This window comes from Tessaracoccus defluvii (genome assembly GCF_014489575.1).
Taxonomy (GTDB): domain Bacteria; phylum Actinomycetota; class Actinomycetes; order Propionibacteriales; family Propionibacteriaceae; genus Arachnia; species Arachnia defluvii.
The window spans coordinates 1,086,008-1,104,111 of record NZ_CP060789.1 but is presented as its reverse complement, the minus strand read 5'-3'; the positions used below and the strand labels follow the sequence as shown (position 1 = coordinate 1,104,111).

The window sequence follows — 18,104 nt, the reverse complement described above, 5'->3', positions numbered from 1 at the left end:
CGACTAGTCCGTGGTGGGCTTTACTGCGAGTGCCTTCGAGAGAAGGCCGTTGAGGAACGACGGGGAGTCGTCCGTGCTGAGGTCGCCCGCGAGCCGGACGGCCTCGGAGATGACAGCCGCGGGCGGCGTGTCTGTGTAGTCGAGTTCGAAGACGGCCAGTCGGGCCAGGCAGCGGTCGACCGAAGGCATCCGGTCGAGCGGCCATGCCGAGTTGGTGGATTCCTCGATGCGCTGGTCGATCTCCAGCTGGTGCTCCGCGACGCCCAGCACGATCGCACTGGTGAGTTCGCGGACCACGCCCCCAGCCAGCGAGCGCTGTTCGGTGAACGTCTCGCTGATCGAGGCTCCCCGCTGGTCCGCCATGAACAGGATGTCCAGGGCGGCCTTGCGGGCCTTCGTCTGCGCGGAGTAGTGGGGTCCGGCCTCTGCCATCAGTTGCTGACGCGACCCAGGTAGGAGCCACCCTCGCGGGTGTCGACCTTGATCAGCTCACCGGTGGTGATGAACAGCGGGACCTGGATCTCCTTGCCGGTCTGCAGCGTGGCGGGCTTGGTGCCGCCGGTCGAGCGGTCGCCCTGGAGGCCGGGTTCGGTGTAGGTGACCTCGAGCTCGACCGATGCCGGGAGTTCGATGAACAGCGGGTTGCCCTCATGGGTGGCGACGATCGCGTTCTGGTTCTCCAGCATGAAGTCCTTGGCATCTCCGACGATGTCCTCGGAGATCATGAACTGGTCGAACGTGGTGTTGTCCATGAAGACGTAGTCGTCGCCGTCCATGTAGAGGTACTGCATCTCGCGACGGTCGACGGTCGCGGTGTCGACCTTGGTGTCGGAGTTGAAGGTCTTGTCGATGATCTTGCCGGTCAGAACGTGCTTCAGCTTCGAACGCACGACGGTGTTGCCCTTGCCCGGCTTGTGGTGCTGGAACCAGAGGACCTGCCAGAGCTGACCATCGAGATCCAGAACCATTCCGTTCTTCAGATCATTGGTTGACGCCATCTTGAGAACTCCTCGTCGCAGACTTGCGGCACACAGCGGCCAGCGTTGCACTCTACCGCACGGTCCCCCGATCGCCCAAGGCGTCCGGATGGCGTGACCATCGCGTGGCCAGATCCGGTAGGTCGCGCAGGCGACGGCGAGCCCGAGAACGAGAGCGATCGCCGTATCCGTTGCCTCTGTCATGGGTCCTGACGCTATGGCTGCGGCGCCCTGGCGGTCAGGAGCGCGGGCACCCGGTTCGACGGTGGTGCAGGCACCACCTGACCAGGCCGGCAAGACCCTCCGCATCCGGCCGGCTACCGACGACCTCGACGCCGCCGGTGCGGAGCAGGTTCTCGAGACCCTGCCGCAACAGGAACTGGTCTTCTGCAAGGAACACGCGCATGGGGCAAGGATGCCGCATGGGCGGCGCCGGCGCCCGCGCGGCCCTCGGCCCCCGGGCGCCCAGGTGGGCCGGGCGGCCTTAGCACGCGAATTGCCGGGCCCGGTCGGCGACCCCGTTTCCGTCTCTGGGACACGGGTGTAGGTTTTTCATCGAAGCAATCGTCTGAACGGTGTCCCTTCCATGTCATTTTCCGCCGAGGCGCCCCATGGCGCCGATACATCCGCCGCGTTGCCGGCCGTCGCCCTGAAGCGAGGCTGGTTCGGGCACCCGCCGGGTCTCTGGAACCTGGCCGGGGTCGAGATGTGGGAGCGTTTCAGCTTCTACGGCATGCAGGCGATCCTCGCCTACTACCTCTCATGGGCGTCAACCTCGGCGGCCTGATCGGGCCGCTCGTAACCGGCGCCCTGTGGGGCTGGAAGGGCTTCCACTGGGGCTTCGCCGCCGCCGCCCTCGGCATGGCGCTCGGCCTGGCGCAGTACCTGCTGCTGCGCCGCGGCACCATCGGCGACATCGGTAACCGGGCCTCCAACCCCCTGCGGAAGGCCGAGGCTCCCCGCTACCTGCTGTTCGCGGGAGTCGGCGTCGCAGCCATCGTCATCGCAGGACTCATGGGCTGGCTGCAGGCCGAGCGCCTGGCCGGAATCGTGGTCATGGTGACGCTCGTCGCGACCGTGGCACTGTTCGCCGTCATCCTGTCGTCGAAGAAGATCACCGAGGCCAAACGCTCGCGTGTGGTGTCGTTCATCCCGATGTTCATCGCCAGCGCCACGTTCTGGTCGCTGTTCCAGCAGCAGTTCACCATCATCGTGGTCTACGCGGACCAGCGCCTGAACCGCGACGTGTTCGGCTTCGAGATCAGCCCCGCGTGGGTCAACTCGATCAACCCGATCTTCATCGTCATCTTCGCGGGTGTGTTCGCCGCGATGTGGACCAAGCTCGGGGACCGGCAGCCCTCGACGCCGCTCAAGTTCGCGGCCGGCACGTTCATCATGGGCGTGGCGTTCCTGTTGTTCATCCCGTACGCGGGCGGCGGCGCCAACTCCACTCCCCTCATGTGGATCGTGCTGATCCTGTTCCTGTTCACGCTGGCCGAGCTGTTCCTGTCCCCCGTCGGGCAGTCGCTGGCGACCAAGCTGGCTCCGGAGGCGTTCAAGACGCAGATGATCGCGCTGTTCTTCCTGTCGGTGGCCGTGGGCTCCGCGATGGCCGGCGTGCTCAAGCGTTGGTACACGGAGGAGACCGAGGTGGCCTACTCGCTTGCCGTCGGCGGCGGCTCCATCCTCGTGGCCGTGGTCATGGTTCTGCTGAACAAGTGGATCGTGAAGAAGATGGCGGGGGTCCGCTGACCTGAGCCATCAGGCGGCGGGCAACCGCCCCTCACGCACGATCTCCACGACGGCGTCGCGGGTGACATCGGCGTAGCTGCGACCGTCTCCGACGGTGACGCTCCGACCGAAGTACGCCCGGGCGCCGTCGTGGCGCATCGGGCCGATCACGGCGCTGCTGACACGCCCCTCGCGTCGGGCCCGTCCCCACGTCGACAGCGGTGCGGTGACCCAGCGGCCCGGGAAGACGACGGTGCCGAGGTGGCGCAGCCGGTCACGGCTGCCGCCGAGGTTCCAGACGTGCTCCATGCGGTCGAGGCCCGGGTCGTCACCGTAGATGCCGCCGATGCTGATCAGGGAGACGGGGATGCCGAGTCCGGCGAGGAACCAACCGGAGCCCAGCGCCATCTGCGCCCCGCCGGAGAACCCGACGAGGGTGACGGGCAACCCGCTGCCAGGGCGGTACCCGTGGCGCTGCAGGGAGCGCCAGATCTCCTGCGCCAGCCCGATGCTCTGCGTCGGTCCGTAGCGGGGGTCGGCCGAGACGAGGACCTTGCTGATGTTGCGGAGGTTGATGAGCATGGGCAGCGGGTTGATCTTGGTGCGGCGACGCATCCGGTCCAGGCGCCCCCACAGCCACACTGTCGCCCGCTGCAGCAGGCCGCGGTTGTCGACGGCGTAGGGGAAGACGTCGGCGATGACCGTCGTCTCCGGCATCGCCTCGGTGACCGAGTCGAGCCAGCCCAGTTCGCGACGCGACAGCGCGTCTCCGCCGAGGACCCCGACGCCGGACAGGTAGACCAGGTATGACTCGGGCTCCAGCTCTGACGGTGTCGGCGCGGGCAGGATCTCGAAGCCGTCGCGAACCTCCGCCTCCCCCTTGTCGGCCCACCAGGTCAACGACTCCAGGGGTGACAGGATCACGAACAGGAAGGCGACGAGGGTGGCGATGCCGAGGATCCACAGGATCATCGCGACACCTCCGCGGCCGGCTGCGAGACGGGGATGATCGGCGTGCCGGCGAGGATGTCGCGGCCGCGGATCATGGTGGGGCGGCCGGTGGCCAGTGTCCAGAAGCGCGACGCGGCCCAGTTCAGCGGCTTCTGCAGGAGGCGCGACAGCAGCTGTATGACGAGCCAGCCCGCGATCGTGAATCCCAACGCCCAGGCGATGGGCACAGAGAAGGCCCAGGAGGCGCCGACGATGAGGACCATGAAGCTCCATCCCTCCCAGATCCGACCGAGCGGGAGTCCGAGGTGCGGCAGGGCGGTGGTGACGTTGAGCACGAGCGGCGCCGTGGAGATGAGGCCGACGACCAGCAGCGACAGCAGGGGGAACCTTCCGAGGATCAGCCATGCCATCGCCCAGGTGATCGCGGCCTGGACCACGTTGAGCAGCGCAAGGGCGAGTGCACTGAGGGCAAGGCTGGTCAGTAGCCGCCAGCCACGGATGTGGTTCAGCAGCAGGATCGCGATGTGGCCGAGCATCGTCGATGCTGCGGCAAGGAGCGCGACGCCGACTGCGGGCCACAGCAGGGCGGCCGGATCGTCGGCGAGGCGCTGGAACAGGGAGGCCCTCAGCCCCATCGCCCCGAAGAGCACGTCGAACAGCTCGGACACGGCCCCACACTAGGGCACACACCCCTGGGAGGGGTGACGTGTCAGGGCAGACCGAAGGCGATGAGCTCGGCGAAGTCGGCCAGCAGCTCCACATCACCCGAGCGATCGACGTCCGCGGGCCGGCCCCACACCAGCAGGTCGAGCTGGCCTGGCTCCCCCGCCACGACGGCGCGGGCCGGCCTTGCATCGGCGTCGGCTCGCCTTGCGGCGATCTGGTTGACGTAACGCTCGCCCCAGGCGTCGCCCGTCCACCGGTACAGCTCGACCAGGCGCGGCTCAGCGCCGGCGGGCCGGAACTCGACCACACCGACAGGGATGGCCTCCACCCCGCCCGGCACCCAGGCCCACATCACGTCGATGACGTGGTCGAGCCCTGCGACGGCGATGTCGTCGGCGATGGGAGACACGGGCAGGCCCGCGGTCAGCTCGGCGTCGACCCGGTGGATCGTCGCCTCGTGCGTTTGCATCCGCAGTGTGAACCCGACGGTCTGGTCAGCTTCGAACCAACTCCACGCCGGCGCGTCCGGGAACGTCGAGCGCAGCGCCGACAGCAGCCCCTCCGTGGCGCGGGAACGCAGGGCCAGCGCGGCCGTCCGGTCGGCGGGCCGCACCGGCTTGGCGTGCTCGATGGCCTCCACCTGCTCGTCGGTCGTGGCCCCGAGCCAACCACAGCGCCCCAGAAGAGGTGCACCTCGGTCAGGTGCCAGAGGAGATCGGCTGCGGTCCAGCCGGGGCAGCTGGGTACGACCGCCGCGTCCGGCACGTCGCGGAGAACGTGGGCGAAGCGGGCGGCCTCGCGTCGGATGACGTCGACCGGTTCGTAGCTCATGGGCATCACTCTAGGGGCGCCCTCACCACGCCGTGGCGATGGTCACGGCGAGTACGGCCACGGCCAGCATCGCGCAGCCAAGCTCGACCAGGATCCCGAGCCCGAGCGCCTTGAGGGTCTGCAGGCTGGTGGACAGCGCCTTGCGGAGGTCCCTCATGCGGTACCACTCGGCCAGGAGTAGGCCGACGGCGAACCCGATGGGCAGGCCGAAGCCCGGCAGCACGAACATGCCCACCACCCCCAGCAGGAGCCCGACGGTGATCGGCCACTTGGGCACCTCGTGCTTCTGCAGCGACCGGCCGGTGAGCAGCCAACTGCTGGCGGCACCGATCATCAGCAGCACGGCGATGACCCCGAAGGCAATCCAGCCCCAGCCGGAGCCGCCCCAGATCGCCCACACCAGCGCGCCGGCGCCGACCGTGATGCTGCCGGGCAGCACGGGAAACACGATGCCCGCCAGCCCGACGAGGGCCAGGACTGCGGCCGCGACGGCGGCGATGATCTCGGGTGTCATCGCCCCAGCCTACGGGGCTGCTCCAGGGGCTCCCATCAACTCTGGAGAGCACCTGTTCTCGTTGGCATGACTGTAGTGGAAGCGCGCCTGCAGGATCACGAGGTCGTCGCCGTCGACCAGGTAGACAAGCCTGTGCTCCTCAGTAATCCTGCGTGACCAGGCACCCGCGAGCATGTGCCGCAACGGCTCAGGCTTACCGATCCCTGAGGCCGGGCCGCGCAGGGCATCATCAATCAGGCGGTTGATGCGCTTGAGAGTCTGGCCATCGGCAGCCAGCCAATAGGTGTAGTCGTCCCAGCCGTTGACAGTGAAGACGAGTCTCATCGCACAAGGTCACGCTCGACGCGCTCGCCCGAACGGGCCTGGGCCAGGCTCTCAAGGAGGTGCTGCGCATTGGCCGGGACGCGCAAGAGGTGGGCGGTCCCCTCGAGAGCGTCGTAGTCTGCCCGCGACATCAGCACCGCGTCACCAAACCGGCAGCGCCCTCAGCCCCGCCACGATCGGCGCCAGCCGACGCCTCTGACCCCACGCTCACGTCCGAAGAGCCGCACTAGCCGGCGCTAGCCGACCCGGCCTCGGTGGCCGGAGGGGAGCTCGGAGCGGTGGCCTCCCTGGCGGAAGCGAGTCTGCTCTCCGGCCTGGCGATGCAGGCGATGCGCTCGTCACGGCCCGCCTCCGGCGCGGGCCACTTGTTCTCACATGTGTGGGAGATGGAAGGTCATGGGATGGATTCCGAGCCACCCCTCTCCCACGGCTTCAAGGTGGGAATCGGTACTGTGGCCTCCTGCGCGCTGTGGGCGGATGCGCTGGAGTTCGACCCGGCCAGTGTCGACGTCGACCAACTCGTCGCGGAGGCTCCCGGCGCTGCCGAGATCGAGGCCAAGTGCAGGTCTCTCCTGATTCCACGACTCGTGAACGCGGCAGTGGAACAGTCGCTGGCCAAGATGGTGACCGGCGACGCGTTGCGACAGCGGTTGCTGACCATCCAGAGCCGGTGGCCCGAGATCCGCAGCCGCTGTGCGCACAGCTGGTCTCCCCAGAGGAGGCGACCGCCCGACTCCGCGCGGCCGGAGCCCCGCACCATCCAACGCAGATCGGGATCGATCTGGCGCGTCTACGCCGGACGTACTTACAGGCCCAGCTGATCCGCTCGCGGTACACCATCCTCGATGTGCTTGCTGAACTCGGCGTGCTCGAACAAGTCGTCGACAAGCTGTTCGAGCCAGACGGGTTCTGGTCGCGCCAGCCGGCGCCGAACTCGTGAGCGGAACGCACGAATGATCACGAACGCAGCCAATCGTCGACTGCCACGACGCTGGTACGGAGCGTACGTCTTCGATCTGGACGGCACGATCTACCTCGGTGACCAACTGCTGCCCACTGTGGCGGACACCATTCGGCGGCTCCACGAGCGCGGAATCCCGGTGCGCTACCTGTCGAACAACCCGACCCGAAGCGTCATCGAATACCTGGACAAGCTCGGCCGACTCGGCGTTCCGGTAGAGCGTGGCGAGGTGGTCAACACCTTGGTGTCCACCACGATGTGGCTGCGTGCCAATCGTTCGGACGCCGTGGTCTACCCCATCGGCGAGGAGCCGTTGCTTCGGGCGCTGGAAGAGGCCGGCATCCAAATCAGCGACGATCCGGCGCGGATCGACATCGTCCTGGCCAGCTACGACCGGACGTTCGAGTATCGCAAGCTCCAGATCGCCTTCGACGCCTTGTGGTTCCACCGGCGCGCCGTGCTGATGTCCACGAATCCCGATCGCTACTGCCCCTTCCCCGGCGGACGGGGGCAGCCCGACGCCGCCAGCATCGTCGCGGCGATCGAAGCCAGCACGGGCGCCGTGTGTGAACGGACCTTCGGTAAACCGTCCGAACTGATGGCCCAGATCGTCCTAGAGACGGTCTCGGCCGAGCCGTCCAATGCGGTCATGGTCGGAGACCGGCTAGCGACCGATATCGCCATGGGCGTCACCGCGGGCATGGACACCGCGCTGGTGTTGACCGGCGACTCAGTGCGCGACGAGGTGGCCCGACTCCCCGAGTCGATGCGGCCCACGTACGTCCTCGAGCGGCTGTCCGAACTGCTTCCGGAGCGATGACGCGACTCCGTGACTACCCAGGATCTCACTGAAGGAGAGCCATGAAGGTCACCCGATCTGACGGGCCACTGGTTGTGGCTGTCGACACCTCCACCACAGCGACGAAGGCTGTCGTCGTCGACCCTGTCGGCCGGGTGCTCGCGACGGGGCGCAGCGACATTCCATTGCACACCCCGGCGGACGGCTTCTACGAGCATGACCCGCGCGACTGGTGGCGCTCCACCGACGACGCAGTCCGCGCAGCCTTGGCAGAGCTGGACGGCGTCGACCGATCGCGGATTGCCGCGATGTGCGTGACACCGCAGCGGCAGTCGTTCGGACTTTTCCGTTCTGATGGTGAGCCGATCCGCCGCGGACCCCTGTGGCTAGACAGCCGGGCTGCCGAACAGGTCGCTCGCTACGGCACTGAAGCCGTCCACCGACTCTCGGGTATGCCGCCGGACGTCACACCCTCCCTATACAAGATGGCGTGGCTCAAGGAGCATGAGCCGGAAGTCCTAGCTGCGGCGGACAAGGTCGTCGGGGTACACAGCTATGTCACATTCCGCCTCACCGGTGAGTGGCTCGATTCGACGGCGACCGCGGATAGCCTGGGCCTGTTCGACATGGAGCGTCTTGACTTCGCAGATGCCTTGCTGGAGATCGCGGGAGTCTCGCGGAGCCAGATGGCCAGACTCGTCGGAGCCGGTGATGTCATGGCTGAGGTTCGAGCCGACGTCGCACAGAGTTGGGGCTTGCCCGGCACGATTCCCCTCGTGGCAGGCTGCGGCGACGGACAAGCAGCCGCCCTGGGTGCAGGTGTGGTGCAACCGAAAGAGGCCTATCTGAACATGGGCACGGCGATCGTGATGGGCGTACACTCGCCGTCCTATCAATGCGGCTCCGTGTATCGCACGGACGTTGCGGGCCTCCCGGGCAAGTACGTCCTGGAGGCGGTCCAGAACTCCGGGGCATACCTTGCGGGCTGGTTCCGCGAGAACCTTGGCGACCCGGCGTTGGGTGGCAAGCCCGATCCCGACCTCGACCTGCAGGCGGCCGCGGCTGGCATCGGCGCGGCTGGCCTGATCGTGTTGCCGTACTGGAACGCCGTACAGAGCCCGCACTGGGACCCGTTCGCGCGTGGGGCAGTTGTCGGCCTCACCGGTGGGCAAGGCAGGGGCCACATCTATCGGGCTATCCTCGAAGGCTTGAGCCTGGAGACCGCCCGAAACCTTCGCAGCATGGCGCAAGACGCGGGGACTGCCATCAGCGAGGTGCGAGTCATGGGCGGTAGGCAACGTTCGACACTGTGGCGGCAGATCATGACCGACACAATCGGCATCCCGCTGGTCGCCTGCGAGGAAGCCGAGATCTCTGCTCTCGGAGCCGCCATGATGGCAATGTCAGTCACAGGGGCACACGGTGACGTTCCGGATATCGCCCGCTGCGCCCTCGAGATGGCAAGGCCGGGCGACGTCTCCGAACCGAACGCAGCCGCCCACGAGCGGTACCTCGAGATCGGCGACATCCAGGGAGGGTTGTACGCCGGCCTCAAGGATTTGTTCCCGAGGCTCCACGACTACGCGGCCAAGTACTCGCAGATCGACCCCAGCCCTCTCGGGTAGCAGTGCAGTCCATCGTCCCGACGGTAAGCCCAGAAGGTCCCGACACACACGACCCCTCAGCAGACTGCGCCTGCCAGCCGGCGGTCTCTGTGTGAGTCCCGTGCAGTGGTGGGGTTTCGGGGCGTGTCCTGGGCTGCGGTTATTACATCGGATTATCCAGAGAATCCGATGTAATAATCGGTAGGATCCAGGCATGGCCACCCGACGCCGACACCACCTCGTCACCCGCGACGACGTGCCGCTGCCCCCGTACGAATGGAGCCACGCCCGCTCCGGCGTGAAGTCGGCGTGGGGTGTGAACCTGCCGATCTCTGAGCGCCACGATCTGCAGCTGATGGCCCAGCGCGGCACCGCCGGCCGGTGGACCTGGACGCTCACCGTCTACCGCACCGGCAGCACCGACCAGGTGACCCGCATCGCCCGCGGCGTCCAGCCCACCCTCACAGCCGCCAAACCCGCTGCCGAGGCCGCCGCCCGCACCTGGCTCGCCGAACAACTCGAGCTACTCGACGAATCCCATGTCTGAGGGGCACACAGGTCCACTGGAAACGGCTGGTGGCCTGCTCGCCGTTGATCATCAGGCGGGGATGTTGCTGCCGGAGGACCTGTCGTTGGATGCGGCCGAGGCTGCGTTCGCCTCAGCGTCGAGGGCTTCGTCGACGTTGCGCGGGTACCGCTCCGACTGGACCGAGTTCGTCACCTGGTGCCGCGACAACCACCACACGGCGCTGCCCGCCACCGACATCGCGATCTCCCGCTACATCTCGGCGCTGGCCACCGCCGGGGCGAAGGTCGGCACGATCAGCCGGCGTCTGTCGACGATCCGGTTCGCCCACAAGGTCCGTAACCATCCCGACCCCACCCAAACCGCACGCGTGATCGCCGTGTGGGAAGGGATCCGCCGACAGCTCGGGGCTCCCCCGGACCAGGCCCGCCCCCTCATGCCCCCACTCCTCCTCGACGTCGTTGATGCCTGCCCGACGATGACGAAATGGAAGACCCGCGACGATGAACCCTCGCTCAGCGGGATCCGGGACCGGGTACTCCTGCTGGTCGGGTTCGTGTCCGCGCTGCGCGCCTCCGAACTCGCCGCCCTCGAGGTCGATCAGATCAAACCCCACGATCGCGGCCTGGTGATCGAGCTCACCCACTCCAAAACCAACCAGACCGGAGACCTTGAGCTCGTGGTCCTCCCCTGGGGTGCCCGCCAGGACTACTGCCCCGTCACCGCACTACGCCACTGGCTCACCGTCGCCGGCATCACCGAAAGCCTGGTGTTCCGGCCCGTCTCCAAAGGCAACCGCGTCAGCAGCCGTGGCCTCACCCCCGACGGACTATCCCGCCTGATCACCCAGGCAGTCACCCGGGCCGGTCTCGACGCCACCGGCTTCTCGGCGCACTCCCTGAGGGCGGGTTTCGTCACCTACGCCGCTAAACGCGGCGCCACCTCCCTGCAGATCGCCCGTCAGACCCGCCACAAGGACCTCGCCTCCATCGGCATCTACACCCGCATCGAAGACGCCTGGGAAGAAAACGCCGCCACCCAACTCCCCTCTGAAGAGGTTGGCAGGCTTGGCCTCGAATCGTCGCCGGGTCCGGCCGGAGGCCCCCTGGCCACTCCCCCGCTTCACTCTCATCTGCCGAGAGTCGCGCGTTCGCTCGGTGAAGCCCGGAGGTGCTTAGTTGTACGTTTCGGCTGTTCCAGCGGCTACCATGGGTGGCATGACTGAGATGACTGTGAGTGACGCCCGAGCCCGCCTCGCCGATGTCGTGGACGCGGCCCGGGTTGGGCACGACCCGGTGTACCTGACTCGCCGGGGGCAGCGGGTGGCCGCGGTCATCGACGCCGATGATCTGGATCGGCTGATCGCGGCCGCGGAAGACCTGGCCGACCTCGAGGCTGTCCGCGCGGCCCGTGCCGAGATCGCCGATGGTGAGTCGGCGATCCCCTGGGAGCAGGTCAAGGCCGACCTCGGCCTGGCATGAGCTACCGGATAGAGGTCGCGCCCGCTGCGGTTCGACAGCTACGCAAGCTGGACCGGGCCGCCCAGCGGCGGGTCCAGGCGGCGATCGAACTGCTTGCCAGCAAACCGCGCCCGAGCGGGGCCAAGAAGCTGGTTGGAGGCGACGGCGAGTGGCGTGTCCGGACCGGTGACTACCGGATCGTCTACGAGATTCACGACAGCGTGTTGCTCGTCCTTGTCGTTGCCGTCGGCCACCGCCGCGACATCTACGAACGCCGGTAGCTGGGCTTCAGCAGGAGGTCTTGTCCCGTCACACCGAGTCTGAGCCAACTCAGATTCCTCCCGGACCACTCTTGGCTAGCCGCCCGGAGCAGCTGGGTCAGGTGGTTGGGCGCTGCCAGGGGTGTACTACCTTGGGTCCGTTGGTGCGGAGCGTGAGTGCAGTTCTTGCGAGCTACGCCAGAGCCGTTTATACCTGGTCCGAACGAAGCGACGGTGAATCAGTGGAGGCACTCGACTACGTACTGACTCACGCCCCGTGGGTCGGCTTTGCTGTTCTGTTCTCGCTCGTCGTCCTGTTCTCTTGGATCGATAGGGATGTCGATGATTCTGCGATTCCCATTGCAACGTGGGGATTCTGTGCGCTGGGGTCGCTCATCGGGCTATCCGCTCGGGCGTGCCGATCGATGTCGCCGGCCAAGTCGGTTCCTATGTCTACTTTGGAGCACTGATAGGCTCTGGCTTCCGGCCGGGTCTTCTCACGCAGCTGCCTAGGCGTGATGAAGAAAGGGGATGGCTCCATTACGGCAATCTCTATTTCCTCACCGGTTGGACGGGCGTCGCCTACGTCGGTGTTTGGGGGGTTTTCCCATTACTGGAGCCCTACCTGTGAGGTGGCACAGTCTCTATAGGGGTGTCGCGACAACGGTTGCCTGACACTGGCGACGTGCGTCGCTATGGTTTTGGCCGTCGGAGAAGGTGCCATGCCCAGACGGCCCACACCGGCGCCGCGGACATGAGTGCGATCCCGATGCCCACGGTCCAGGGCCACATCATCAGTGACTGCGAATCAGGGAGGTCTCGGGCTGCCATGGCGATCACCTGCCCATCTGGGCGCGTGAGAACAACGACGTCGAAGGGAGTCGTGTACGGGTCGCCGCACATTGCCCACGGGATGGGGGCCAGGCCAAGTACGGGTCCAATGGTCGGGTAGATCAGCGTGACGAGCTCTGGAGCTTCAGGCACGGTGACGCGGACGGCCAACTCAGCGCCCCTCCCATACCTCGCCTCGCACGCGACGGCTGAGGAGGTGTGTCCGACCTGGGCAAGCTCAGCGGCGGTCACATACGCCTGCCGTTCGGCCAGGCCCCACGGGATCAACAGGACCACGCCGACGAGGAGGCAGCTGACTGGCCAACTGAGCAGGGCTCGCCCGCGGCCGAGGAGAAACAGCCTCAACCACGCCCCAAACCTCACAGGTCGCGGCTGCCCCGGCTCGCCAAGCAAGACGTTTCTCGGCGAACCTCGCCGCCGGCTCGCCATCACAGGCCCCGTGCCATTACCCACACTCAGGCAGTATGCCAGGGAGCAGAGCGCAGCCTGGGAGCCACCCGGCGAAGATGAATGTCACTCGCGAAACCGCACGCAGTTCACCCCACACGATGCACAACGCCCGCTTCTGCCGCGAGGCGCGGCTGAAGTCTCGGCGATGATCCGGTCCGCCACTCGCCTGCAGAGGTCAGGCCCGAGCGGGCGCTTCTCCACCCGTGAAGCAAGGGCGTGTGCCGATCAATTCCGGGTCTTCTTCATGGTCTCGCGGAGTTCGCCGAGCCATGTGGCGCCGTCTTGGCGCATAATTGCGACCGTTGCGCCGTCACGTGGCTCACCGATCAGCACCACCCGTTCGCCGACCTCTAGCGCCGGGCCGTGCACGGCTTCGCACAGCGCAGTCCAACGTCGCAGGTCGGCCATCGCCCGGCGCACTTTGGCTGCATCCTCGTCATCAAGGTCGTCGAGATTGATCAGTGCGCCGTCATCGTCGTGGGCGAGCTGAATGATCCCTGCGTCTTCCCGGTCTACGACGCCATCCAGGGCCACAATTCGCAGCCGCGCTCGGTCGTCATCGACGGCCCCGACGAAATGGTCACCGTCCACCTCGGTGAGCAGCGCCTCCCGGGCGGGGCCGCCTTCGGCCATCAGTCGCAACCGCGCAGCGTGTCGGTGCTGTGCCCTCGGCCAGGCGCTGAGCCCCAGAAGCAGCACGAAGGCGATGAGGCCCAGCAGCATCGACTCAGGCGTCCCCCAGACCACCTCGATGATGGACAAGACCGCGACGGCCACCGCCGTCGCGGCGAGCGCGACCCCGCCGGTCACGGCACCGATGTTGGCGTAGGAACGCTCGAACGGTCGCTCGCCCGCGGGGCGCCCCCGGCTGACCGTCGACTGGGTGCGACGAGGGACGACGAGCCAGGCGAGCGCCAGCGCGGAGGCGATGGCCCACGCTCGCCACCCCCACAGCCACGAGGCCCCGCCGTAGGGAAGCAACCATCCCAGCACCGACGCACAGGCGAGGGTCCAGCGTGGCAGAGCCCAAATGGAGGTCAGAAGCAGCACCGCCGCGAGCCACAGGCGTCCAACCCAGGGCACAACAGGAACCACATCGCCCGCAGCCACCTCCGCAACCAACAGGACAGCCAGTGATACCACCCACGCTAGACGGATGGCTACCGTGTGGAGCCGAGTGGCCCGCAGATCGGCCGCGAGGAGTGGTGCCATGCCCGCAGTATGTCGCTCCTGCGGCGAAAGCGCTGAGCAGCCCCACTCCTCATCGCGCAGCATTCGCCTATCTACACCCATCGGCGAGCCGTGATCATCCTCGCTGGGTGACCACGACCTCGGGAACGGGCAATGAAGTGAAAGCGGTCACAGGCTCAGGCACCAGCGCGACGGTGACGCCTCCGCGAAGCGGTTCCGAACATCCGGACATGCCGCTCCTGGGACGGTCGAGTCCGGTCTGGCAGGTGTATGGCCAGACCGAATCGCATCGGTGCCCCTGCCGCGTGACCTCGACTCTTCCGTCCATACTTGCAGTAACGTACGTCATAACGTACGCTGCTTGGTGGAGGTTGTACCTATGACTGCTGTGAGCGCAACGTCTGCCCGCGCGAACCTGTACCGGTTGATCGACCAGGTCAACGAGGAGTCCGAGCCGCTGACCATCACCGGCCAGCGTGGCAACGCCGTGCTCATCGGCGAGGAGGACTGGCTCGCCATCCAGGAGACGCTGTTCCTTGAGTCGGTACCGGGGTTGGCCGATTCCATCCGGCGCTCCCGCGCGGAGGGTGTCGACGCGGGCTCGACCGAGCTTGACTGGTGAGTCCCTGGACTCTGGTGTACTCACGCCAAGCCCAGAAGGACGCCCAGAAGCTGGCCTCCTCAGGGCTGAAGACGAAGGCGCAGCACCTGCTGGAGGTTCTGGCCCAGGACCCGTTCACCACGCCACCCAAGTACGAGAAGTTGGTCGGCGACCTCGCTGGCTGCTACTCACGGCGCATCAACATCCAGCACCGACTTGTCTATGAGGTGCTCCCTGATCGCCACGTTGTCCACATCCTGAGGATGTGGACCCACTACGAGTAGCCACTCACCGAACATCCGGACGTGCCGCGGGTTGCGCGAGGGTCGTGTGTCGGCTCCGCTTGCCGCAGCGCGGTATGCCTTCGTGTTGAACGCTGTCCGCAACGAGCGGGTGGCCCCGTTCCCGCACATCAGGAGTGGGGCGCTACGGCCTTACCCTTGCGGTATGGCCCTGCCTCGCCACACGACGGACGCCGCCCTGTCGGCTTGGCTCGCGCCCCGGCTGCTGCCGTGGGGACCGGCTGGGGTTCCGGTGGGTGCCATGGTGCCGACGGGCTTCGCGGCGTATGTGCGGGTCCTGCACCCCCTGCCGGACGGACGCCGCTGGCGGGAGATCGCGGCGTCCAATGGACGCGTCCTGCATCCCCTGGCGCAGTGGAGCCACATGTTCGACACCCTGCGCCACCCGAACCTGTGGCCGCCGGATGGCCATCTCCCGCGCCCCGACCACGACGCGCTGGTCGCACACCTGCAGGCGTCTGGGGACGTGACCTACGCGGTGTGGGAGGGCTACGGGTTCTGGGGAGGCGGCGCGGTCGAGGCGCACCACCCCGATCTGATGACCTACGAGGTCCCGGTGCCGAGCCGGGTCCCGGGGGTGCCGAGCCGGTGTTGGCCCTGCCGCACCGGCGCTACCACCTGTTCCGGGCGCCCCTGGCCGCGCACGAGACGTGGGTCGAGGACGAGAGCTTCGGGCAGTCGGCGAACCTCGTATGGCCGGACGACCACGTCTGGTGTCTGGCCACCGAGATCGACTTCGGCTTCACGCTGCTCGGCTGCGAGCGCGCGGTCGCGGACGTCGTTCTCGCCGATCCCGCTCTTGAGGCGTTCGAGGTTGGTGTGGACGACAACATGAGCTGGTCCGGGGACGCCATCAATCCGGCGCCCCGGCGGGCCTGACAGCCGCCTCCGACCCGCCGACCGGCCCGTTCGACCCGGCCGATCCAGCTCGCCCCGCCTGCTGAACCGCCGCACGACGCGTGAACCGGGCACCAGACGATTCCACCTGAGCTGGAGTTGGTGAAGCGCGAACATCCGCTCTTGCCGCGATGGGTGGTGCTCACGTGTTCAAGGTGTTCGTCGGCGTGCCCACCATCGCCAAGACGCGAGTAGGACCGCCACTGCAGCGAGCAGCCACCAGAGTTCGTCCATCCCAGGTGGATCGGCCCAGGGGCCGAGGTAGAACATCGTGACCATGAAGATCGCCGCGACGGCGAGGCCGGTGAGCAGTTCGAGGGTGAATCGCACCACTCCTGAACTCCTTCGCCTGCGCGCCGTGCGCATCACGTTACCTCTGCGCAGCCTTCGCTCAGCGCCGACTGCTGTGACATCGGGTTCCTCGTCGCCATGTTCCTAGCTGAGATGCCGTGTCAGAAGGAATGACGCCGCATCCCACCATGTCACGCTCGGCGCCGATCACGCGCGGGTCGCACCTGCAGGGCGACAGCGCCGTGGAACTCCTGGCCGAGAACCTGCCTTATGTCAGTCTGTCTGAAGTCGAGGCGTTTGCCGGGGGCATAATCTGGGGCCTCCCATCCCTCAGTCGCCCTGGACTGCGGTAGCGGCAGACCGGCCACCTGGGTCTCCGGTCGTTCCGATGACGCGTTCATCGCTGCGGCGCCGATTGCTCTTGAGCCGGCCTGGTCCAGCGGACACCCGTCTGGTGCGGTGTGACTGATGCTCTACTCGCAGACCAATGGTGGGTGGTGCTCGGTAAGGTCTGCGATGTGAACTGGTTCAGAGTCGCCGCATGAAGCCTGAGAAGGTCAACCCACGCGAGGTGTTCTACCAGCCGTCCCGTATGGTCGTCCCTCTCTTCCAGCGTCCGTACGTGTGGTCAAAGGAGCGGCAGTGGCAGCCTCTCTGGGAGGATCTCGACCGACTCACGGATGTTCTCGCTGGCAAGAATCCAAGCGCCACGCACTTCCTCGGTGCTTTCGTCGTGCAGCAACTCCCCTCGACCCTGGGCGCGATGCAAGAGTGGAGCGTCATCGATGGTCAACAGCGTTTGACGACACTTCAGATACTGCTGGATGCCCTGCACGCGCAGCTTGAGCGACGCGGTCTGGCGATGCTTGCCGCGCAAGTCGAGCCGCTGATTGTCAACCCGGTCGCGTTCCGAAAGAAGCCCGAGGACCAGTACAAGGTCTGGCCAACCAACCACGACCGGGCTGCATTCGAGTCGGTCATGAGCGCCTCAGAGCACCGGTCGACTATTCGACCGTGGCGTCGTCGCGCCTGGCCGAGGCGCACCAGTTCTTCAGTCAGTCCATTGCAACTCGCCTCGACAACGCCCCGACTCTCGACGTCGCCGGCAAGCTCCTGGTGGATGCCGTTTCGGGGCAGCTTGAGATCGTCAGCATTCGACTTGACGCCACGGAGGATGCACAGGCAATCTTCGAGACTCTCAATGCTCGCGGTGAGCCGCTCAGCGCAGCGGACCTGATCAAGAACTTCATCTTCCAGAACCACCCCGGCACCGAGGACCAGGTAGAAGGCGCCTACCTCGCGAACTGGGCAGAACTCGAAACGCCGTGGTGGGTTACGGCGGTCACCTCTGGTCGCGTGACCCATCCGCGCGCATCGTGGTTCCTATGGCACTGGCTGCGGGCCCGCCTCCTCGAGGACTTCCCAATCCGCGAGCTGTTCCAACAGTTCAAGGACTACGTCACGTCCAAACGCCCCGATATTGAGGTTCTCCTGCCTGAGATCAAGGCTGCAGCTGACCGCTATCGCTTCGTCATCGAAGGCGCCCAGGCATCTACCGGCCCGCTGACACGTGCACAGTGGTTCAGCTATCGGGTCGGGACGCTCGACTCCGAGATCATGCGGCCGCTACTGATCTGGCTCGATGAACAGCCACAGGCCGATGTGCCAGCAGCGGACAAGGACCGGGTTCTTCGACTGCTGGAGAGCTGGTTTGTTCGCCGCGCGATCGTGAAGGCCCCTTCGCAGGGCGCCAACCACACTGATCACGGCCTGCGACCCGGAGATCGTCTCCCCCACCGCGGCCGGATCGAGGACGTCACCTACCACCACCTCAACACGTGCCCCGTCGACAGATGGGAGTTTGGCGGCACTAGCCGAGCCTTTGCCCGTTGATCACTGGTGTTTTCCTCAACGCT

The 18,104-nt window shown here is 66.7% G+C and carries 24 protein-coding genes and 2 pseudogenes; 14 read left to right on the top strand and 12 right to left on the bottom strand.

Annotation, left to right across the window (positions count from 1 at the left end):
* Positions 1-3: 3 nt before the first annotated feature.
* The 3 genes from nusB to H9L22_RS05200 all read right to left on the bottom strand — a co-directional run bounded on the left by nusB (position 4) and on the right by H9L22_RS05200 (position 1,383).
* Positions 4-432 carry a transcription antitermination factor NusB gene (gene nusB, locus H9L22_RS05210; RefSeq protein ID WP_187721870.1) on the bottom strand — a complete coding sequence of 143 codons (429 nt, stop codon included), beginning with the start codon at positions 430-432 and terminating at the stop codon, positions 4-6.
* Positions 432-998 (bottom strand): elongation factor P, encoded by a 567-nt coding sequence (gene efp, locus H9L22_RS05205; RefSeq protein ID WP_187721869.1) that lies wholly within the window; start codon positions 996-998, stop codon positions 432-434. Before efp ends, nusB begins: the two co-directional genes overlap by 1 nt.
* 217 nt (positions 999-1,215) lie before the next feature.
* Positions 1,216-1,383, bottom strand: coding sequence for a response regulator transcription factor (locus H9L22_RS05200; protein WP_187721868.1), 168 nt, complete (start codon positions 1,381-1,383; stop codon positions 1,216-1,218).
* A 180-nt stretch (positions 1,384-1,563) separates the two neighbouring features.
* Here H9L22_RS05200 and H9L22_RS18575 point away from each other — a divergent pair, with 180 nt between their 5' ends.
* Together H9L22_RS18575 and H9L22_RS05195 are read left to right on the top strand one after the other, a co-directional pair.
* Positions 1,564-1,764 (top strand): hypothetical protein, encoded by a 201-nt coding sequence (locus H9L22_RS18575; RefSeq protein WP_226966145.1) that lies wholly within the window; start codon positions 1,564-1,566, stop codon positions 1,762-1,764.
* Entirely contained in the window at positions 1,740-2,729 is a 990-nt protein-coding gene (locus H9L22_RS05195; RefSeq protein WP_226966144.1) for a peptide MFS transporter, read from the top strand. The genes H9L22_RS18575 and H9L22_RS05195 overlap by 25 nt, the downstream gene beginning before the upstream one ends.
* Positions 2,730-2,738: 9 nt before the next feature.
* Here the strand turns inward: H9L22_RS05195 and H9L22_RS05190 are convergent, their stop codons facing one another.
* The 7 genes and pseudogenes from H9L22_RS05190 to H9L22_RS20335 all read right to left on the bottom strand — a co-directional run bounded on the left by H9L22_RS05190 (position 2,739) and on the right by H9L22_RS20335 (position 6,125).
* Complete coding sequence (locus tag H9L22_RS05190) at positions 2,739-3,680, bottom strand: hypothetical protein (RefSeq protein ID WP_187721867.1); 942 nt, start codon at positions 3,678-3,680, stop codon at positions 2,739-2,741.
* Positions 3,677-4,327, bottom strand: coding sequence for a hypothetical protein (locus H9L22_RS05185; protein ID WP_187721866.1), 651 nt, complete (start codon positions 4,325-4,327; stop codon positions 3,677-3,679). Before H9L22_RS05185 ends, H9L22_RS05190 begins: the two co-directional genes overlap by 4 nt.
* Positions 4,328-4,368: 41 nt before the next feature.
* On the bottom strand, positions 4,369-4,965 hold the full coding sequence (locus tag H9L22_RS05180) for a maleylpyruvate isomerase N-terminal domain-containing protein (protein ID WP_320060591.1): 597 nt from the start codon (positions 4,963-4,965) through the stop codon (positions 4,369-4,371).
* 20 nt (positions 4,966-4,985) lie between these two features.
* Positions 4,986-5,156, bottom strand: a pseudogene (locus H9L22_RS20340) (maleylpyruvate isomerase N-terminal domain-containing protein); the annotation flags it as partial.
* A gap of 22 nt (positions 5,157-5,178) precedes the next feature.
* Entirely contained in the window at positions 5,179-5,670 is a 492-nt protein-coding gene (locus H9L22_RS05170; protein WP_187721863.1) for a DUF456 domain-containing protein, read from the bottom strand.
* 9 nt (positions 5,671-5,679) lie between these two features.
* Positions 5,680-5,994, bottom strand: coding sequence for a Txe/YoeB family addiction module toxin (locus H9L22_RS05165; RefSeq protein ID WP_187721862.1), 315 nt, complete (start codon positions 5,992-5,994; stop codon positions 5,680-5,682).
* The gene (locus H9L22_RS20335) at positions 5,991-6,125 is read right to left on the bottom strand and encodes a type II toxin-antitoxin system Phd/YefM family antitoxin (RefSeq protein ID WP_344676235.1); all 135 of its coding nucleotides are present in this window, start codon (positions 6,123-6,125) and stop codon (positions 5,991-5,993) included. Before H9L22_RS20335 ends, H9L22_RS05165 begins: the two co-directional genes overlap by 4 nt.
* A gap of 270 nt (positions 6,126-6,395) precedes the next feature.
* Here H9L22_RS20335 and H9L22_RS05160 point away from each other — a divergent pair, with 270 nt between their 5' ends.
* The 7 genes from H9L22_RS05160 to H9L22_RS05130 all read left to right on the top strand — a co-directional run bounded on the left by H9L22_RS05160 (position 6,396) and on the right by H9L22_RS05130 (position 11,625).
* On the top strand, positions 6,396-6,815 hold the full coding sequence (locus tag H9L22_RS05160) for a hypothetical protein (RefSeq protein WP_425582492.1): 420 nt from the start codon (positions 6,396-6,398) through the stop codon (positions 6,813-6,815).
* 132 nt (positions 6,816-6,947) lie between these two features.
* Positions 6,948-7,775, top strand: coding sequence for an HAD-IIA family hydrolase (locus H9L22_RS05155; protein WP_187721860.1), 828 nt, complete (start codon positions 6,948-6,950; stop codon positions 7,773-7,775).
* Positions 7,776-7,816: 41 nt separating this feature from the next.
* The gene (locus H9L22_RS05150; protein ID WP_187721859.1) at positions 7,817-9,379 is read left to right on the top strand and encodes a xylulokinase; all 1,563 of its coding nucleotides are present in this window, start codon (positions 7,817-7,819) and stop codon (positions 9,377-9,379) included.
* Positions 9,380-9,572: 193 nt separating this feature from the next.
* The gene (locus H9L22_RS05145) at positions 9,573-9,905 is read left to right on the top strand and encodes a hypothetical protein (RefSeq protein ID WP_187721858.1); all 333 of its coding nucleotides are present in this window, start codon (positions 9,573-9,575) and stop codon (positions 9,903-9,905) included.
* Positions 9,906-9,966: 61 nt separating this feature from the next.
* Complete coding sequence (locus H9L22_RS05140) at positions 9,967-11,109, top strand: site-specific integrase (protein ID WP_187721857.1); 1,143 nt, start codon at positions 9,967-9,969, stop codon at positions 11,107-11,109.
* Positions 11,102-11,365, top strand: a complete 264-nt coding sequence (locus H9L22_RS05135) for a type II toxin-antitoxin system Phd/YefM family antitoxin (RefSeq protein WP_226966143.1) — start codon at positions 11,102-11,104, stop codon at positions 11,363-11,365. Before H9L22_RS05140 ends, H9L22_RS05135 begins: the two co-directional genes overlap by 8 nt.
* Complete coding sequence (locus tag H9L22_RS05130) at positions 11,362-11,625, top strand: type II toxin-antitoxin system RelE family toxin (RefSeq protein WP_187721855.1); 264 nt, start codon at positions 11,362-11,364, stop codon at positions 11,623-11,625. The genes H9L22_RS05135 and H9L22_RS05130 overlap by 4 nt, the downstream gene beginning before the upstream one ends.
* A 1,506-nt stretch (positions 11,626-13,131) precedes the next feature.
* On the opposite strand, the gene H9L22_RS05125 is transcribed toward H9L22_RS05130, so the two are convergent.
* A complete protein-coding gene (locus H9L22_RS05125; protein ID WP_187721854.1) occupies positions 13,132-14,118 on the bottom strand; it encodes a hypothetical protein in 987 nt (328 codons plus the stop codon).
* Positions 14,119-14,476: 358 nt separating this feature from the next.
* Between H9L22_RS05125 and H9L22_RS05120 the strand changes: the two genes are divergently transcribed.
* The 3 genes from H9L22_RS05120 to H9L22_RS05110 all read left to right on the top strand — a co-directional run bounded on the left by H9L22_RS05120 (position 14,477) and on the right by H9L22_RS05110 (position 15,879).
* Entirely contained in the window at positions 14,477-14,719 is a 243-nt protein-coding gene (locus tag H9L22_RS05120) for a type II toxin-antitoxin system Phd/YefM family antitoxin (RefSeq protein ID WP_187721853.1), read from the top strand.
* The gene (locus H9L22_RS05115) at positions 14,716-14,982 is read left to right on the top strand and encodes a Txe/YoeB family addiction module toxin (protein WP_182781594.1); all 267 of its coding nucleotides are present in this window, start codon (positions 14,716-14,718) and stop codon (positions 14,980-14,982) included. The genes H9L22_RS05120 and H9L22_RS05115 overlap by 4 nt, the downstream gene beginning before the upstream one ends.
* A gap of 606 nt (positions 14,983-15,588) precedes the next feature.
* A complete protein-coding gene (locus H9L22_RS05110) occupies positions 15,589-15,879 on the top strand; it encodes a hypothetical protein (protein WP_187721852.1) in 291 nt (96 codons plus the stop codon).
* Positions 15,880-16,047: 168 nt separating this feature from the next.
* Here H9L22_RS05110 and H9L22_RS05105 read toward each other — a convergent pair whose 3' ends face one another.
* Positions 16,048-16,230 (bottom strand): hypothetical protein, encoded by a 183-nt coding sequence (locus H9L22_RS05105; protein WP_187721851.1) that lies wholly within the window; start codon positions 16,228-16,230, stop codon positions 16,048-16,050.
* A 499-nt stretch (positions 16,231-16,729) separates the two neighbouring features.
* Between H9L22_RS05105 and H9L22_RS20330 the strand changes: the two are divergent.
* Positions 16,730-17,140, top strand: a pseudogene (locus H9L22_RS20330) (DUF262 domain-containing protein); the annotation flags it as partial.
* Between the two features lie 62 nt (positions 17,141-17,202).
* Positions 17,203-18,081 carry a DUF262 domain-containing protein gene (locus H9L22_RS05095; RefSeq protein WP_187721850.1) on the top strand — a complete coding sequence of 293 codons (879 nt, stop codon included), beginning with the start codon at positions 17,203-17,205 and terminating at the stop codon, positions 18,079-18,081.
* The last annotated feature ends 23 nt before the right edge of the window (positions 18,082-18,104 follow it).